This window comes from Pseudomonas sp. 05N434 (assembly GCF_056396965.1).
On the sequence record NZ_JBFTMK010000033.1, the window covers coordinates 1 to 16,278 of the forward strand.

At 60.4% G+C, this 16,278-nt stretch carries 17 protein-coding genes and 1 pseudogene; 16 read left to right on the plus strand and 2 right to left on the minus strand.

Going from position 1 to position 16,278, the window contains the following annotated elements; genetic code table 11:
- The 9 genes from AC1DLB_RS03945 to AC1DLB_RS03985 all read left to right on the plus strand — a co-directional run.
- Positions 1–764 (plus strand): thiamine pyrophosphate-dependent enzyme (locus AC1DLB_RS03945; protein WP_477784627.1); only part of this gene is annotated, 764 nt, incomplete at its 5' end.
- 11 nt (positions 765–775) lie between these two features.
- Positions 776–2,266 (plus strand): aldehyde dehydrogenase family protein, encoded by a 1,491-nt coding sequence (locus tag AC1DLB_RS03950; protein WP_477744359.1) that lies wholly within the window; start codon positions 776–778, stop codon positions 2,264–2,266.
- Between the two features lie 26 nt (positions 2,267–2,292).
- Positions 2,293–3,087: an SDR family NAD(P)-dependent oxidoreductase gene (locus AC1DLB_RS03955; RefSeq protein WP_019578593.1), complete on the plus strand. Its 795-nt coding sequence runs from the start codon at positions 2,293–2,295 to the stop codon at positions 3,085–3,087.
- A gap of 12 nt (positions 3,088–3,099) precedes the next feature.
- Entirely contained in the window at positions 3,100–4,140 is a 1,041-nt protein-coding gene (locus AC1DLB_RS03960) for a VPS10 domain-containing protein (protein ID WP_018927857.1), read from the plus strand.
- A gap of 11 nt (positions 4,141–4,151) precedes the next feature.
- A complete protein-coding gene (locus tag AC1DLB_RS03965; RefSeq protein ID WP_018927858.1) occupies positions 4,152–4,610 on the plus strand; it encodes a VOC family protein in 459 nt (152 codons plus the stop codon).
- Positions 4,611–4,620: 10 nt separating this feature from the next.
- The gene (locus AC1DLB_RS03970) at positions 4,621–5,223 is read left to right on the plus strand and encodes an amino acid synthesis family protein (RefSeq protein WP_018927859.1); all 603 of its coding nucleotides are present in this window, start codon (positions 4,621–4,623) and stop codon (positions 5,221–5,223) included.
- Positions 5,224–5,285: 62 nt separating this feature from the next.
- A complete protein-coding gene (locus AC1DLB_RS03975) occupies positions 5,286–6,893 on the plus strand; it encodes a bifunctional 3-(3-hydroxy-phenyl)propionate/3-hydroxycinnamic acid hydroxylase (protein ID WP_018927860.1) in 1,608 nt (535 codons plus the stop codon).
- Positions 6,890–7,669 (plus strand): 2-keto-4-pentenoate hydratase, encoded by a 780-nt coding sequence (locus tag AC1DLB_RS03980; RefSeq protein ID WP_138867351.1) that lies wholly within the window; start codon positions 6,890–6,892, stop codon positions 7,667–7,669. Before AC1DLB_RS03975 ends, AC1DLB_RS03980 begins: the two co-directional genes overlap by 4 nt.
- A 75-nt stretch (positions 7,670–7,744) precedes the next feature.
- Positions 7,745–8,686, plus strand: coding sequence for a helix-turn-helix domain-containing protein (locus AC1DLB_RS03985; protein WP_477784628.1), 942 nt, complete (start codon positions 7,745–7,747; stop codon positions 8,684–8,686).
- Positions 8,687–8,775: 89 nt separating this feature from the next.
- On the opposite strand, the gene AC1DLB_RS03990 is transcribed toward AC1DLB_RS03985, so the two are convergent.
- On the minus strand, positions 8,776–9,603 hold the full coding sequence (locus AC1DLB_RS03990) for a helix-turn-helix domain-containing protein (RefSeq protein WP_477784629.1): 828 nt from the start codon (positions 9,601–9,603) through the stop codon (positions 8,776–8,778).
- 185 nt (positions 9,604–9,788) lie between these two features.
- Between AC1DLB_RS03990 and AC1DLB_RS03995 the strand changes: the two genes are divergently transcribed.
- From AC1DLB_RS03995 to AC1DLB_RS04015, 5 genes and pseudogenes are all read left to right on the plus strand, one after another.
- Positions 9,789–10,928: an ornithine cyclodeaminase family protein gene (locus AC1DLB_RS03995; RefSeq protein ID WP_018927864.1), complete on the plus strand. Its 1,140-nt coding sequence runs from the start codon at positions 9,789–9,791 to the stop codon at positions 10,926–10,928.
- Between the two features lie 34 nt (positions 10,929–10,962).
- Positions 10,963–11,385 (plus strand): RidA family protein, encoded by a 423-nt coding sequence (locus tag AC1DLB_RS04000; RefSeq protein WP_477744360.1) that lies wholly within the window; start codon positions 10,963–10,965, stop codon positions 11,383–11,385.
- 57 nt (positions 11,386–11,442) lie between these two features.
- Positions 11,443–12,735: an NAD(P)/FAD-dependent oxidoreductase gene (locus AC1DLB_RS04005; RefSeq protein WP_477784630.1), complete on the plus strand. Its 1,293-nt coding sequence runs from the start codon at positions 11,443–11,445 to the stop codon at positions 12,733–12,735.
- Between the two features lie 34 nt (positions 12,736–12,769).
- Positions 12,770–13,618 (plus strand): alpha/beta fold hydrolase, encoded by an 849-nt coding sequence (locus AC1DLB_RS04010; RefSeq protein WP_477744361.1) that lies wholly within the window; start codon positions 12,770–12,772, stop codon positions 13,616–13,618.
- A gap of 10 nt (positions 13,619–13,628) precedes the next feature.
- Positions 13,629–13,736 (plus strand): annotated as a pseudogene (locus AC1DLB_RS04015) (aldehyde dehydrogenase family protein); the annotation flags it as partial.
- Here AC1DLB_RS04015 and AC1DLB_RS04020 read toward each other — a convergent pair.
- Positions 13,724–14,467, minus strand: a complete 744-nt coding sequence (locus AC1DLB_RS04020) for a GntR family transcriptional regulator (RefSeq protein ID WP_019578600.1) — start codon at positions 14,465–14,467, stop codon at positions 13,724–13,726. The pseudogene AC1DLB_RS04015 and the gene AC1DLB_RS04020 overlap by 13 nt on opposite strands.
- A gap of 135 nt (positions 14,468–14,602) precedes the next feature.
- Here AC1DLB_RS04020 and AC1DLB_RS04025 point away from each other — a divergent pair, with 135 nt between their 5' ends.
- Entirely contained in the window at positions 14,603–15,442 is an 840-nt protein-coding gene (locus tag AC1DLB_RS04025) for an ABC transporter ATP-binding protein (protein WP_477784631.1), read from the plus strand.
- Positions 15,439–16,278: ABC transporter substrate-binding protein (locus AC1DLB_RS04030; protein WP_477784632.1), on the plus strand; the 840-nt coding region annotated here is incomplete at its 3' end. The genes AC1DLB_RS04025 and AC1DLB_RS04030, both read left to right, overlap by 4 nt.

The window sequence follows — 16,278 nt, forward strand, 5'->3', positions numbered from 1 at the left end:
TCCTTGAGCAGTACGACCAGGTCGTGTGTGCCGGGGTGCCGGAGCCCATCAGTTATTTCGGCTACGAAGGCATCCCGTCGCGCCTCGCCGAGCGTGAGCGTCTGCTGACGCTGGCCGATGTCGGTGACGATGTAGCCGGCGCGCTGAYGGCGCTGGCCGATGCCCTCAATGCACCGGCCTACGTGCCGACACCGATGGGCATCGAACTGCCGCTAGGCCATGCCGAGCTCACACCTCAGTCCATCGGCCAGGTTTTAGCCGCATCGCTGCCGGACGACAGCATTGTCTCCGTGGAAGGCGGCACTTGTGGCTATCCGTTTTTCACCGCCTCTGCTAGCGCCGCGCGGCACCGGGTGTTGACCAATACCGGTGGCGCGATCGGCCAGGGCATTCCGGTGGGGTTTGGCGCCGCCTTGGCGGAGCGGGGCAATCGCGTGTTCTGCCTGCAATCCGACGGCAGTGCCCAGTACACCATCCAAACCCTGTGGAGCATCGCCCGTGAGCAGGTGCCGGTGGTGATCCTGATTGCCGCCAACCATCGCTACGCCATTTTGCAGAACGAACTGCGCCGCTTCGGCATGACTGAAATGGGCCCCGAAGCCYTGCGCCTGACGGTGCTCGATAGCCCGCGGATTGACTGGAAAGCGCTGGCCAAGGGCTACGGTGTGCCGGCCTGCACAGTGCACACCAATGCCGAACTGCAACAGGCGCTGGCCAATGCCAATGCCGACGGTGGTCCTTGCCTGATCGAAATGGCGCTGTGAAGGAGTCGATGATGAAACAGTTCGAAGTGCTACCTGCTGTGCAACATTTTCTGTCCCAGCCTGGCCGCCTGTTTATCGGTGGCAGTTGGCAGGACGCCGCCGCTGGCCGACGGTTTGCCGTGGAAAACCCGGCAACTGAAGAAACCCTGACGGAAGTGGCCCAAGGTGACGCGCGTGACGTAGATGCGGCCGTTGCGGCAGCCCGCGCAGCGTTCAACGGCGCCTGGGCGCTGCAGTCTCCCGCCCAGCGCGGTCTGCTGCTGTTTCGACTGGCGGACCTGTTGGATCAGCACCGCGAGGAGCTGGCGCAGTTGATCACGCTGGAGAACGGCAAGCCCATCTCGGCCGCTCGAGGTGAAGCGGCCAGTGCGGCGACCATCATTCGCTATTTCGCCGGCTGGCCGACCAAGATCGAAGGCAGCACGTTGCCTGTATCGCCGGCCAGCGGTGCGCCGATGCTCAACTACACCTTGCGTGAACCGGTGGGTGTGTGCGCGCTGATCGTACCGTGGAACTTCCCGTTGAACATGTGCGTGTGGAAGCTTGGCCCGGCGCTGGCGACAGGTTGTGTCGCGGTGCTCAAGCCTGCCGAGCAAACTCCACTGGTCGCGATTCGACTGGTGCAGTTGATCGAGGCCGCCGGGTTTCCAGCGGGGGTGGTCAACCTGATCACCGGTCTTGGCGCGGAAACGGGCGGACCGCTGGCGCAGCATCCCGACGTGGACAAAATTGCCTTTACCGGCTCGACCCAGGTCGGTCGGCTGATCGCTCAGGCGGCCACCAGCAACATGAAAAAGGTCTCGCTGGAATTGGGCGGCAAGTCGCCGAACATCATCTTGCCAGACGCCGATATCGTGCGCGCCGCCAAAGGTGCCGCCGATGGCATCTTCTACAACCAGGGCCAGGTGTGCACGGCTGCCTCACGTTTATACGTACACGCCAGTGTGCTCGATCAGGTGCTCGAAGAACTTGAGCGGCATGCCACCGCCCACGTGCTCGGTAATGGTTTGGACCCGGCCACCAGCATGGGCCCACTCGTGTCGGGCCGCCAATTGAGCACGGTCAAAGGCTACCTGCAACGTGGTCAGGAGGAGGGCGCCGAACTGATCTGCGGTGGCGGCCGTCCCGCCCACCTGGAGCGCGGCCACTTCATTGCGCCCAGCGTGTTCCTTGATCGCGCCGAACGTGCCTGTGTCGCCCGCGAAGAGATATTCGGTCCGGTGCTGACCGTCATGAGCTGGACCGAAATCGACGACCTGGTGCTGCGCGCCAACGATTCGCCTTATGGCCTCGCAGCAGGCCTGTGGACCCGCGACTTGCGCTCGGCGCACCGCGTGGCGGCGCAGCTCAAGGCGGGCTCGGTGTGGATCAACTGCTGGAACGTGGTCGACGCGGCTTCGCCGTTCGGCGGGTACAAGCAATCTGGCTGGGGCCGGGAAATGGGTAAAAACGTGATCGATGCCTACACCGAGACCAAGAGCGTCTTCGTCGATCTCGCCTGAACCGAATAATCACAAGAGGAAATGCTATGGATCTGGAATTGAAAGGCCGCGTGGCCATCGTCACCGGCGGCGGTATGGGTATCGGCAAGGAAGTCGCACGTTTTCTGTCCGAAGAGGGCTGCAAGGTGGTGATCTGCGCACGCCGCATGGAGTTTCTCCAACAGGCTGCCGAAGAGATCACGGCTCAGACCGGCAACGAAGTACTGCCGCTGTACTGCGACACCAATCAGATGTCGGCCGTGTCTGACATGGTCGAAGCTGCGCACAAACACTTCGGCCGCATCGACATCCTGGTCAACGGTGCCGCAGCGCCGTCCGGCGTGGTGCGCAATGACATCGAACATGCCGGCGACGACGAGTTGCTGTCGGATCTCAACACCAAGGTGATCGGCTACTTCCGTTGCGCCAAGGCAGTGACCCCGCACATGAAGGCCGGCGGTTTCGGTCGCATCATCAACATCGGCGGCCTCACCGGGCGTAGCAGCAAAGTCCTCTCGGGGATGCGCAACCTGGCGATCGCCCACATGACCAAAACCCTCTCCGACCAGTTGGGCCCTTCGGGCATCACGGTCAACCTGATCCATCCCGGCGTGGTGGATACCCCGCACATCCAGGAGTTGTACGAGCGCGAAGCGGTCAAGCAAGGCAAGACCTCGGAACAGGTTGAGCAGGCCTACATCGACGCGACGCCGATTCGCCGCACCCTGGCACCGATTGAAATGGGCTGGCTGATTGGTTTCCTGGCGTCGCCGAAGGCTGGCGCGGTGACCGGAGAATCCATCGGCATCGACGGCGGTTTGACCCGCGGCATCTACATCTGAGGAGCACCAACGATGAGTAACGGAACCCTGTTAGTGGCCACGGTAGGGCAGGCGGTGATCCGCAGCGCCGACGAGGGTCGGACCTGGCATCGCCTGGGCCTGGGCCAGGATCTGGAGTTCGACGCGATCACTCGATCCTTGAGCGTGCACCCCGGCGAGCCTGAGGTGATCTACGCCGGCACGGACGTAGGTTTGTGTGTCAGCCGCGACACCGGCGGCCATTGGCAGCGGGTCGATTCGCCTTTCAACGGGCAGACGGTCTGGAAAGTCGCCGTCGATCCGCAGGACGCGCAACGGATTTTCGTCGGCACCGGTGCACCTTCGCGCGCCGTACTGTGGCGGACGCTGGACGGTGGTCTCAGTTGGGATCGTGCGCCGGTTGAGATTCCGGAATTCTGCGACGGAGTCAGCCGCCCACGGCTGCTGGCTTTCGCCTATGACCCGACCGACCGCAACCAGCTATGGTTCGGCCTTGAAGAGGGTGGGTTATTCCACTCCCGTGACGGTGGCGACAGCTGGACGCGCGTCGATGATCGGCTGCTGTGGGACTACAACTCGGATGTCCACAACATTCTGGTACTGCCCAATCATGGTCAGAAAGTCATCGTGGTGGTCTGCGTCAACGCCGTCTACCGCAGCCTGGATGAGGGGCTGACCTGGACTGGCATTATCGGTCGAGAAGCGTTTGGCCTGTACTACATGCGCGCCATGAACGCGCCGTTGGGCACGCAAAGCGACCTGTACCTGAGTATTTCCGATGGCACGCCCGGTACCACCAGCAAGATCCTGGTGTCCCGTGATGCTGCGCTCAGCTGGGAAGTGCTGCCCCTGCCGCAACAACCCAATTCCTGCGTCTGGGCCATTGCCTTCAACCCGGAAAATCCGCGACAGATCGTTGCGGGAACCAAGTACGGGCACTTGTTCACCTCCGGGAATGGCGGTGATGGCTGGCAGAAACAGTGGCGCGAATTCAGTGAGATCGCTGACGTGCTCTGGACCCCCGCGGTGGCGCAGATCAAGGCAGGGCATCAATCCGTGGTCAAAAAAAGCTGAGGTATCACGCGATGAAAGTCGAAATCCTTCGTACTCACTTATCGCTCTCGGTAAGTGATCCTGATGTGTCGGCACGCTGGTACGCCGACATCCTGGGCATGCATGAAAGTGCCCGGGGCGAAAGCTGGGTCATGATGGCGTTTGGCACCAAACATCACGACATCGCCTTGCTTCGTGCAGAGCCCGGCGCCCATCAGGGCGGGTTGGGGTTGCAACACTATGGATTGGAAATCGCCGGGGACATGACCACCTTGCGCCAGCTCTACGGCATGTTGCTGGGCAAGGGCGTCGAGGTGGTGAAGATCACCGATCACGAAATCGGCCATGGTGTGTATTTCAACGACCCTGACGGTAATCGCATGGAATTTTTCCTTGAGACCGAACACGACGATGCGCGCGGCAAGGCCCGGTTCAAGGCCGCTGGCGCGCCAAGCCGACATTTCAATCTAGACCCACTCGACCCACTTTGAGGCCACCCAGATGAAAACCGCGAATTTTGCTTCGTATCACATCCGCAAGTGGTACAGCTTTGTCGAAGAAACCCTGGCCAACGAAAGTGGCCAGTTAGCCGATGGCGAGCCGCTGTTCAAATATGCCGTCGCCGCCGTGATCGCCAACCCCTATGCCGGTCGCTACAGCGAGTCGCTGACAGAGCTGGTAGAACCGTCGCCGCTGCTGGGCGAAGAGTTCGGTCGTCGCATTCAGGCGCTGGCCGGCTCGCGGGATATTGTCAGCTACGGTAAAGCTTGCATGGTGGGCAGCCAGGGCGAATACGAACACGGCAATGCGTTCCTGACCAACCCGGCTGCCGATCCGGTGCGCCTGGCGCTGGGCGGGGGCAAATCCTGGGTGCCGTCCACCGGCAAACGGGGCGCCCCGGGTTCAACCATCGATGTGCCGTTGGCCCACAAGGATGCACTGTATGTACGCTCCCATTACGACAGCATGTCCCTGATGTTTGGCGACGGCCCCGCGCCGGATGAGGTAATCGTGATCTGGGCCTTCGCCACGCGCGGGCGCTTGCATGCGCGGCTGGGCGGTCTGCAGGCGGCAGACGTCAAAGGTATTGATGGACTGCACTGATTTCAGGCGCATGGCTTTAGCGGCGTCGGATTAAAAACACAACAAGAAAGCGGTGAATAGCGATGAAGCAGGAGAAGACCCAAGTTGTCATTGTCGGCGGCGGCCCTAAYGGGATCACGGCCGCACACTATATGGGGATGTACGGTATCGACTGCGTCGTCCTTGAGCTTGCCGACGGCGTACTGCCTTACCCACGCGCGGTGGGCATGGATGATGAAGCACTGCGCGTGCTGCAGGGGATCGGCATCGCCGATCTCGCTGTACGCGACATGATCTGCGATGTACCGCTGCGCTATTACAATGCACGCGGTGTGTGCTTCGCCGAGGTCAAGCCGAGTACCGCCCATTACGGCTGGCCAATGCGTAATATTTTCATGCAGCAGTTGCTGGAAGGCACGTTGCGCGAAACCCTGGGACAGCGTGCCAGCGTTGTGTTGCGCCAAGGCCACGAAATGCTCGAACTCGAGCAGGACGGGCAGGGCGTGACATTGCAGGTGCGCGATGCTCAAGGCGAGATTTATCAACTGCGGGCTGACTATGTCATCGGCGCCGATGGCGGACGCTCCACTGTGCGTAAAAAGCTCGGTATCGAGCTGTCGGGGCTGACACATGCGCGCAAATGGGTGGTGGTCGATACGGCCAATGACACCCTAGATGCACCCTACACCGCACTGCATGCCGACCCGGAGCGGCCCTTCGTGTGCATCTATCTGCCGTACCAGCAACGCCGCTGGGAATTCATGCTCCTGGAGGGCGAAGATGAAGCGAGGATGTGTGAGGAAAGCACCATTCGCGACTTGATCCGTGGGCATATCGGCAACGCGGTCGATCAGTTGAACATCATCCGCATCCGCGCCTATACCCACCACTCCCGGGTCGCGGTGCGGTTTGTCGAAGGGCGTGTGGCGCTGGTGGGTGATGCCGCGCATATTTCTCCACCCTGGGCCGGGCAGGGCCTCAATTCCGGGCTGAGGGACGTGGCCAACGTGGCCTGGAAACTGGCGGCGATCATCCAGGGCCGTGCCTCGCACTCGATCCTCGCCAGCTACGACCAGGAGCGCCGTGGGCATGCCACCGAGCTGGTAGCCCTGGCCGACAACATGGGCGCGGTACTGGGAATGACCAACCCGCTGATGGCCGGCGTGCGCGACTGGCTGTTCCAGGCGGTGAACAGTGTCGACAACCTGCGCTCGCACCTGCTGGAGTTCAAATTCAAACCCAAGGCCACCATCACCAAGGGCTTGGTCTATCACGAGCGGGCCGAGTTGCGCGAGGACGACCTGGTCGGCCAGCTGTTTGTACAGCCGCATATCGAAGACGCCCAGGGGCAGCGTCGTCGCCTGGACGAAGTGCTTGGCAATTCCTATGCGGTGCTGGGTTATCGGGTGAACCCGCGCGAGCAACTCAGCGAGGAAATGGCCGCTTATTGGGCGCGCTGGGACACGCGTTTCATTCAGGTCAATCGTTCGCGCAGCGGCATCGGACGTGGCCAGCCGTTGACGGCCTCGGACGCCATCAGCGTGGAGGACGTGGATAATCGCCTGGGTGAATGGTTCTCCAGGGTGCGTGACTGCATCGTGGTGGTGCGTCCGGACCGGTTTGTCGCCGCCATTACCACACCAGAGAGGCTTGAAGGTGTGCTGCGCAAACTGGCGGAGCAACTGTCATGAACAGCGGCAACGCGCTACTTAACCGGCTACATCAGGCAACGCGCACGGTGCAAGCCATTGCGCCACTGGCCCCCGAGGCGATAGATCGGCTTGCGGGTTATGCGCTGCAACGCCAGGCGCTGGACCATCGCCAAGCCGCAGGCGAGCGACTGAGCGGGTGGAAGGTCGCCTTCGCCGGCAGCGCCGCGCAAAAACGCTTTGGCCTTGACGAGCCGGTGTATGGCGGCCTGATGGATAGCATGATCGTCGAGCCGGGTACGGCGGTGGAGTTCTCGCGATTGATCCAGCCCAAGCTGGAGATCGAATTGGCGTTTGTACTGGGGCGTACCCTGGCGCCGGGGGATTACCGTGACGAGGATATTCTGGCCGCCATCGGCGACGTAGCGCCCGCGTTCGAGATCGCCGACTGCCGTTGGCAGGGCTGGGATTTCGGAGTGGGCGCCTTTCTTGCCGACAACGCGGCGGCGGGGCTTTATTGTCTCGGACCGCGTATCCCGTTCGATCCTGTACACCACGTCAACGTAGCGTATCGCCTGGAGTGCGACGGCGCGCTCTGCGGTAACGGTAATACGCGTGATCGGGAGGACAGCCCGCTGGCCAATCTGTGCTGGCTGATTCGGCGTCTGTTGGCCGACGGTCAACCTGTGGAGGCTGGGCAGGTCGTGTTGTCCGGGGCGTTGTTGCCGCCGATGAATATCCAGCCCGCCACGTACTGCCTGCACATGCTTGGCATGGAACTGGCTTTGGTTTTCAAGGCGGACGCCGCCCCGGTGTGAACGATAGCTGCCGTCACGGATGACTGAGTCCCTTTCAGGCCGATAAACAAACGGGGCCACCGAGGAACGACGACCATGCTTGCTGAAGTTCGAACCTTCAATGACCCTCAACAACACGCTGGCTCCATCCAGGGCTGGCGACAAGTGTATGACCAACTCGGCCGTGGCTGCCTGACCAGTGAGCTGCGGCAGTTGTCCTCTGACCGCTTTCAAATCTTCCAGGAAGTGCTGGACAAACGCGTGGTACAGCGCGGCTATGCGCCCAAAGGTCGGCTGTGCGCAGCCATGTCGTTAGGCTGCGCGCCGGTGGTGCAGGGGCAACAGGTGGGCACTCACAGCGTGGTACTGTTGCGTGACGGCGAGGAGTTTGTGTTGCACGCCCCTGAAGGCATGCACTTCTTTGCGCTCAATATCGACGCGGTACGCTTCGCCAAACTGGCGGCCTTCGAATTGTCTGACGATCAGCTCAAGCGCCTGAAGACCACGTCCCAACTCAGCGTGGATGATGCGTTACTGTTGCGAATACGTCAGCGTATCCACCCGCTGTTTCATCACCTTTTGGAACAGACGGACGCTATCAACTCAACCGCCGAGAAAATGCTGGAGGAAGAACTGCTCGGCGCGTTCCTCGATTTGTTCAGCCACGCCACCGATGAGGTACGTTGTCGTCGCGGTAATTTCGCCGTGAGTGCTTACCTGGTGAAGCGTTGCCAAGAGCTGATCGATGCCAGTGGTGATACACCACYGAGCATTCTCGACCTGTGCGAGCACCTGCGGGTGAGTCGCCGGACCCTGCAGAACAGTTTTCAGGCAGTGACCGGAATGCGTCCGGTCGAATACCTGCGCAATCTACGCCTCAACGCGGTGCGACGCCGCTTGATCACAACCTCTGCCTGCACTCACAACATCAGTGAGATCGCGATGGCGATGGGCTTTTTTCATCTGAGCCACTTTGCCGCGCATTACCGGCAATTGTTCGGCGAGTCACCGTCTGAAACGCTCAGGGCTATGCGCTAAAGACCTCATGTGCGGCTGACGCTGTCCTCCCACCCGATTTCCTTTTCCAGGCTGATATTCAAGCGCTCGTGAAATTTTGAAAGGGCGGGTCAGGCGTAGTTGATGCGGTCGCTATAGGCGTTTTGGACCATTTTGCGTTGATAGTCGCAAGGCGTTGTACTGACCAATTTCTTGAAGTCGCGCAGGAAGTGCGATTGATCGGAAAAGCCCAGGTCGAGGGCCAGCTCCGAAAACGATACATCGTGTTGGGTATTGAGGGTGTCCAGAGCTGCCTGGCAGCGGATGATTCGGCAAAAGGTCTTGGGTGACATACCAGTGTCCTGGCTGAACTGTCGGTGCAGCGTGCGACTGGTGTACCCGCTGAGTTCTTCCAGTTGCTGAATACGAATATCACCGCGGTGGCGCAGCGCCTGCTGAATGACCATGGCCGTGAGTGCTGACGTTCTCCCCATCAGGCGGGGGGCGAGGTAGTCGTTGAACAGCCGCATCTGATCGCCCAGCAGTGGTGCTTGAACGATATTTTCGAAGATGCGCTGGGCGAACCCCGAGACCTCCAGCAGGTCGAGTTCCCGTTCGGTCAATTCCTCGGCCAGCACATTGATAAATCCGGGAATGACGCCCGGTGAAAAGCGCACGCCGAAGTAGTGATGGTTCTGGTGTAACTCGACCGCTTGGGCAGCCAGCGGCGTGCCACAGATCCGGGCGGTAGGGCGTGTTGCATCACAGTCGAAAACAATATCCACGCAACCGTCCGGCACGGCCAGCAGGTTGGCTGACTGAGCCACATCGAAGGCATAGAAATGCGAAATCGCCGGGTGTTCGGAGGRCATGACCGAATACCGTGAAGAGTTGAGCACGAACCAGGGCTGTTCGTTCGCAGTGTGGTGCCTGGGAGGCGGCGCGCACTGTTTGATCATGGTTGCACCTTCGATGAGCAGCGATACGGAAGTTTTCACGCATTAATCACGCCAACTGTTGCGCGCCGGTCAATCGGGCATGTCCGAAATTTACAATACCGCCGAAAAGCGCGCCCTGATACTCGAGGTCGACAGCGTGGAGCTGCGCCTACCGCAGCGATATCACCTTCAGCCCGAGAATAACTATGTCTACAAATACAAAAATCGACTTCATCTACCTCTCCGAGCAGGACATGATCCGCGCGGGCGTGACTGACATGCTGGCGTGCGTGAACACCATGGAGGAGATGTTCGGCCTGCTCTATGCCGGTGACTATCGCATGGCCGGTCCGAACAATGACTCCCATGGCGCGATGGTGATCTTCCCGCAGGATTCACCCTTCCCGAACATGCCCAAGCCCACGGCTGACCGACGCATGATGGCCATGCCTGCCTACCTGGGCGGCAGCTTTTGCACCGCAGGCGTGAAATGGTACGGCTCCAATATCGCCAACCGCGAAAAAGGCCTGCCGCGCTCGATTCTGATGTTTACCTTGAACGACCCCGACACCGGCGCACCGCTGGCCCATATGTCGGCCAACCTGCTGTCCGCGTACCGCACCGGTGCGATTCCCGGCGTGGGCGCGCGCCACTTGGCACGCAAGGACTCGAAAGTCGTCGGCCTGCTCGGCCCGGGTGTAATGGGCAAGACCACACTGGCGGCATTCATCGCGGTATGCCCGCATATCGACACACTGAAGATCAAGGGTCGCGGCCAGAAGAGCCTTGATAACTTTATTGCCTGGGTCAAGGAAACCTACCCGCAGGTCACCACGATCGAAGTGGTCGACACCCTTGAAGCGGTGGTTCGTGACTCCGACCTTGTTACTTATTGTAGCTCCGGTGAGGTGGGTGATCCCACAACCTACCCAATTGTGAAGCGCGAGTGGGTCAAGCCAGGTGCCTTCCTCGCGATGCCAGCATCCTGCTCCCTTGACGACGGGATGGAACAGCGCGACGTACGCAAGGTGCTGGACAACACCGGTCTCTACCAAGCCTGGTTTGAAGAATTGCCCAAGCCTGCGCATCACTGCGTGCCGGTGATTGGCGTGCGCTTCATGGACATGATTGCCGAAGGCAAGATGCGGCTCGAAGACGTCGAGGACATTGGCAAGATCATCGCCGGGGCCGCGCAAGGCCGTAAGAACGATGAAGAAATCATCATCATGTCGGTGGGCGGAATGCCCGTGGAAGACGTGGCCTGGGGCACGGTGGTTTACCGCAACGCCATCGAAAAAGGCATCGGCGTCACCTTGAACCTGTGGGAAACCCCGGTTCTGCGCTAAGCCAGCCATCACTAATATTGACGAGGCATTCCACATGACAAAAATCATCAAGCTCAAGACCGGTTCCCCGTTTGAAGATCAGGCCAGCTATTCGCGCCTGGTGGTCGTGGACAACTGGATCTACGTGTCCAACACCGCAGGCCGCAACCCACAAACCAAGCTGATTCCGGAAGGTATCCTCGAGCAGACGCATCAAGTGTTTGCCAACATCGAGGCGGCCCTGGCGGCGGTCGATGCGAGCCTGGCTGATGTGGTGTGTTCGCGGGTGTTCATCCAGGACCCCAAGGACGTACCTGTCGTGATGGCCCTGATCGGCGAAAAGTTTCGCGGCGTTGATCCAGCCAGCACCGTCACCTGTCCGCCCTTGGGGTCGACGGTCTACAAGGTGGAGCTGGAAGTGACGGCGTATCGCAACGCGTCGAAGGCGCAAGTTGAAGTCATTCGACTGTCGCAGTAACTGTCACGCGGCCATGCGCAGGCGTGGCCTACCTCATTCGTTTACCGAGTCTTGATCATGGCACCCACTATAGCGCCCGTGAAAACGTCTACCGTGTTTCCCTCCGCAACCTCCGTCGTCATCATTGGCGGCGGGATTATCGGCCTGACTGCAGCGTTGACATTGGCCGAACGCAATATTGCGGTGGTGGTGCTGGAAAAAGGTCGTATCGCCGGCGAGCAGTCGTCACGCAACCTGGGCTGGGTACGCAAGACCAGCCGCCATGCGGCCGATATCCCCCTGGCCCTCGCCGCTGACCGTCTGTGGGCAAAGATGCCTGAGCGGGTAGGGGCGGATGTCGGGTATCGCCAGGAGGGCATCATGTTCGTGGGCCGCAACCCATCGCAGATGGCGATGCACGAGGGATGGCTCAAGTCGGTGGAGCATTTGTCGCTGGATTCACGGCTGCTCAGCAAGCGCGAGATTGACGCGTTGGTGCCCGGTGGCGTGGGTGAGTGGGCCGGTGGCATCTTCACGCCGTCCGATGCGCGTGCCGAACYGACGCTGGCAAGCAGCGCTATCGCCAAGGCCGCCATGGCCCTGGGTGTGGTGATTATCGAGCAGTGCGCGGTACGGACGCTGCAAATGTCCGCCGGCACGGTCAGTGGCGTGGTCACCGAGCAAGGTGAGATTCGCTGTGATCATGTGCTGCTGGCTGGGGGGATGTGGTCACGGCGTTTTCTGGGCAACCTCGGTGTGTCGTTGCCGACCTTGCCCTTGACCTGCTCGGTGCTACGTACTCACCCAATGGAGGGGCCGACGGAAATTGCTGTCGGCGCACCGGACTTTTCGTTTCGCAAGCACAAGGACGGCGGCTTCATCATTACCCAGCGCGGCAAACTGGATGCCTTCCTGACCCTCGACCACCTGTTGCTTGCCAAGCAATACATGCCGCAGTTCCGTGCGCAACGCAGCGTTCTGAACGTGTCGTTGGGCAAGCCTTTTTTCAATGACCTGGCGCTTGCCCGGCGTTGGAAATCCGACAGTGTCAGCCCGTTCGAACGCGTCAGGGTGCAGGACCCGGCCGCCAACCCGCGGCTCAATAACGATGCGATGAACAACCTCATTGCGGCCTGGCCGGTGTTTGAACAGGCGCGGATCGCCCAGGCCTGGGCAGGCACTATTGATGTCACACCCGATTCGAATCCTGTCATTGGGCCGGTCGCGCAGATTCCGGGGCTGACCGTGGCCACCGGCTTCTCGGGGCACGGCTTCGGCACGTCGCCCGCGGCAGGTCACCTCGCCGCGGATCTTGTCAGCGGTCATGCGCCGATCATTGATCCAAGCCCTTATCGGTTCGATCGTTTCTAGGTCGGTCGAAGCCACGCATATAAGGAACCAAACGATGCCTTCTGACAGCTGTTTCTTTACCAACCGATCTGGCTTGCGCCTGCACTTTTTGCGCTGGGGTGAATCCACCGGTGTGCCTCTGGTGCTATTGCATGGCTTGCGGGCCTATGCCCAAACCTGGGAATCGCTGGTGCAATCTCTGGGTGCAGGCTACTGCGTCTATGCCCTGGACCAGCGCGGTCGAGGACTGAGTGACTGGGTCGCGCCCGGCAGCTACCACACGCAGTCGTATGTCGAGGACCTCGAGGACTTGGTCGCCCATGTTGGCTTGTCGCGTTTTGTATTGCTGGGGCACTCATTAGGGGGCGCCAACGCCCTTGAATATGCGCGGCAAAACCCGGGGCGATTGGTTGGCTTGATGATCGAGGACATCGGCCCCGGCTCCTCAATCCAGGGCGATGGCGCAGCGCGCATTCGCCGCGAGATGAGCCAGACGCCTTTGCAGTTCGATAGCTGGGAGGCGGCCCGCACATTCTGGCAGGCTTCGCGCCCTGGGTTGTCGGAACAGGGCCTGGCATCAAGGCTCACTCATTCGATGAAAGAGAGCGATGGCGTGATCACCTGGCGCCATGATCAGCAGGGTATTGCCGAGGCGCGCCTGAGTATCGAGCCGACGGACCTATGGCCGGCGGTGCGCGCGCTGGATTGCCCGACCCTGTTCATTCGCGGCGGCCGCTCGGACTTTCTGCCGCCCGCGATGCTGCAAGCGATGAGCGCCAGCAATCCGCACGTCCAGACGGTGGAGGTCGCAGGCGCCAGTCACTATGTACACGATGATCAAGGCGAGGCGTTCAACGCGCTGGTCGCAGGCTTTCTCAAAAGCCTTGAGCTCCCGGGCCAATGAAACCCACGGCACGGTGAGAATCAAACCGGCGATGGAAACCCCATTGACCGCCATGCGTCGGGTTGAATTGGCGATTGAGGCGGGCATTCCTGCGGGTGCACTGATTCAGCTGGCGGGTCTGGACTTGAAGACACCACTCAAGACAAAGGCATAACGTTCCGGGCGGATGTAGAAGGTCGTACGGTCGCAGCAGCGGCCGTCGGCAAACCAGGAGGTGCGCTCCATGACCAGCAGTGCCGCGCCACGTTTGATGTGCAAGGCACTGGCCAGGTGTTTATCGGCTTCTTGCGCGCGGATCGCCAGATCGGCTCGGGTGACCGCCATGCCAGTGATCGACTCGAGAATGGAGTAAATCGGTTGATGCTCGACTTCAGTCCAGACCACGCTGGCCAATTCGGCCGGTAAATGGCTGCGGCCCAGTGCGATGGGTTCGTCATCGACGAAATGCAGTCGTTCCAGAAGCAGGCAATCGTCCGCTTCTTCAAACAAACCACGCAATGCCTCTGGAACCGGCTGCAGGGTATGGCTGATGACGCGCATGCTCGGTTCGAGCCCTTGCAGCAACAAGGCTTCATGAAAACTACGCAACGCGTCCAGGCCGTGCCGCACCTGTTTGGCCGCCACGAAGGTGCCTTTGCCTTGTTTGCGCTCTACCACGCCGTCGTCGCTGAGTTTGCCCACCGCCAGGCGAACGGTGACGCGGCTCACCGCAAAACGTTTACCCAGCTCTGCTTCTGACGGCAGCTTGCCGCTGGGCTCAAAGTCGCCACGTTGAATCTCTTCCAGCAATTGCTGGGCAATCTGCTCGTAGAGTGAGGTGGTGCTGTCGCGAAGAATGGACGTAGACACTGTCGGTTTCCATGGCCTTGGAGGAGGGCGGTGCGCCTTCACTTCTAAGGTTATAAAAATAGGTTATTGGGATGACTTGTATTAATACGTATTATGCCAGGTATTCCCATTGTAAACGACCTGACGACACTTGCCATGTTCAAAACCCTCCCTTACGCACAGCAGCAARCCGATGCGCTGACGGTCGATGACATCAGCTTCAGCTACCCCAATGGGCATCGCGTGTTTTCCTCTTTCAGCCTGAACGCCAGGCCCGGTGAGTTCGTTGCGATCCTGGGGCCATCCGGTTGCGGGAAAACCACCTTGCTGAACTTGTTGTCAGGTTTTGTGCAACCGCAAAGTGGTCAGATCAGTATCAACCAGACGGCGGTGCGTCCAGAGCGTTCGGAGTTGGGTTATGTGTTTCAGGCGCCGCAGTTGTTTCCCTGGTTGAGCGCCTTGGAAAACGTCCGTTTCGGCCTGCGAATGGCGGCTCGGATCAACGAATCGCAGCAGCGTTCTCAAGCCTTGCAGTACCTGCGTCTGGTCGGTCTGGAGAATGCCGCGCATCGGTTGCCGCATCAGTTGTCTGGCGGCATGCAGCAGCGGGTTTCCCTGGCCAGGACCCTGGCATTGGAGCCCAGCGTGTTGCTGATGGATGAGCCATTCGCTGCACTGGATGCCATCAGCCGCAACAGCATGAACGAAGAGACCTTGCGCATCTGGGCTGAATTGGGTCAGACGGTGCTGTTCATTACCCACGATATCGACGAAGCGGTGTTTCTGGCGGATCGGGTCATCGTGCTCAACATCGCCCCCGGCGGTATCCACAGCGAACTGAATATTCATTTGCCGCGTCCTCGCTCCAACCTCGAAACCCGCCGGTTGCCGGCCTTTCTCGATTACCGCAATGAGCTGATGGAGCGCATTTCCCAGGTCATGGAAGTGCCTGCAGCCTCCGCTTACCCAACCCGCCAACCTGAGTTGACAGCATGATCAAACATTCGCTGCTTGCCCTTTCCTTGTCTGTTGCCGCCTTGGCAAGCAGCGTATTCGCCGTGGCTGGCGAAGAGAAACCCTTGCGTGTGGGTTACGTATTCGCCATGGCCAACGCCCCGGCGTTGATCGCCGACAAACAGGGCTACTACCGCGAGGAAGGCTTGAATGTCGATCTCAAGGCCTTGGGCGATGGTCCGGTAATCCAGCAGGCGCTGGCCGCTGGCGAGCTGGATGTGGCCTATGTCGGTACGCCGCCGGTGTATCAATGGTTTTCCCGGGGGCTGCAAAGCCGGATTCTGGCCAAGGTCAATTACGGTCAGGCCGCGGTGATTGTCGACGCCAAGAGTCCGGTTACCGCCCTGGATGAACTCAAGGGGAAAAAACTGGCCGGGGTCAAGAAGGGCAGTGGCATGGATGTGCTGCTGCGCGGCTATGTGCTGAAAGAAAAGGCCGGGCTCAATCCTGACAAGGATCTGGACATCATCGACATGCCACCCGGCAATATGAACGCGGCGCTGGAGCGCGGCATTGTCGATGCGGCGTTTTCCTGGGAACCCTTTGTCAGCCAGTCGTTGTTGCGCGGGTCGAGCCGGATCCTGCTCGACGTCAATCAGGCGCTGCCGAATTACCCTTGGTACGTGGTGATCGCCTTACCCAAAACCTTGCAGGAGCGACCGGAAGATGTGGTGAAGCTGCTGCGTGCGCACCGCAAGGCCATCGCCTTTCTCAACGAGCACCCCGATGAGTCGAATCGAATCATCGCCGAGGCGTTCAAGCTTGAAGCGGTGCAAGGCGTAGACGGCAAGACCATCGCCCCGCAAGCCATCGTCGCC

Bases quoted from the DNA above. Each gene is read 5' to 3' on its own strand.
- AC1DLB_RS03965 (WP_018927858.1), top strand. From the start codon at position 4,152: ATGAAAGTCGAAATCCTTCGTACTCACTTATCGCTCTCGGTAAGTGAT.
- AC1DLB_RS03995 (WP_018927864.1), top strand. From the start codon at position 9,789: ATGTCTACAAATACAAAAATCGACTTCATCTACCTCTCCGAGCAGGAC.
- AC1DLB_RS03950 (WP_477744359.1), top strand. From the start codon at position 776: ATGAAACAGTTCGAAGTGCTACCTGCTGTGCAACATTTTCTGTCCCAG.
- AC1DLB_RS04010 (WP_477744361.1), top strand. From the start codon at position 12,770: ATGCCTTCTGACAGCTGTTTCTTTACCAACCGATCTGGCTTGCGCCTG.
- AC1DLB_RS03970 (WP_018927859.1), top strand. From the start codon at position 4,621: ATGAAAACCGCGAATTTTGCTTCGTATCACATCCGCAAGTGGTACAGC.
- AC1DLB_RS03980 (WP_138867351.1), top strand. From the start codon at position 6,890: ATGAACAGCGGCAACGCGCTACTTAACCGGCTACATCAGGCAACGCGC.
- AC1DLB_RS03960 (WP_018927857.1), top strand. From the start codon at position 3,100: ATGAGTAACGGAACCCTGTTAGTGGCCACGGTAGGGCAGGCGGTGATC.
- AC1DLB_RS04000 (WP_477744360.1), top strand. From the start codon at position 10,963: ATGACAAAAATCATCAAGCTCAAGACCGGTTCCCCGTTTGAAGATCAG.
- AC1DLB_RS03955 (WP_019578593.1), top strand. From the start codon at position 2,293: ATGGATCTGGAATTGAAAGGCCGCGTGGCCATCGTCACCGGCGGCGGT.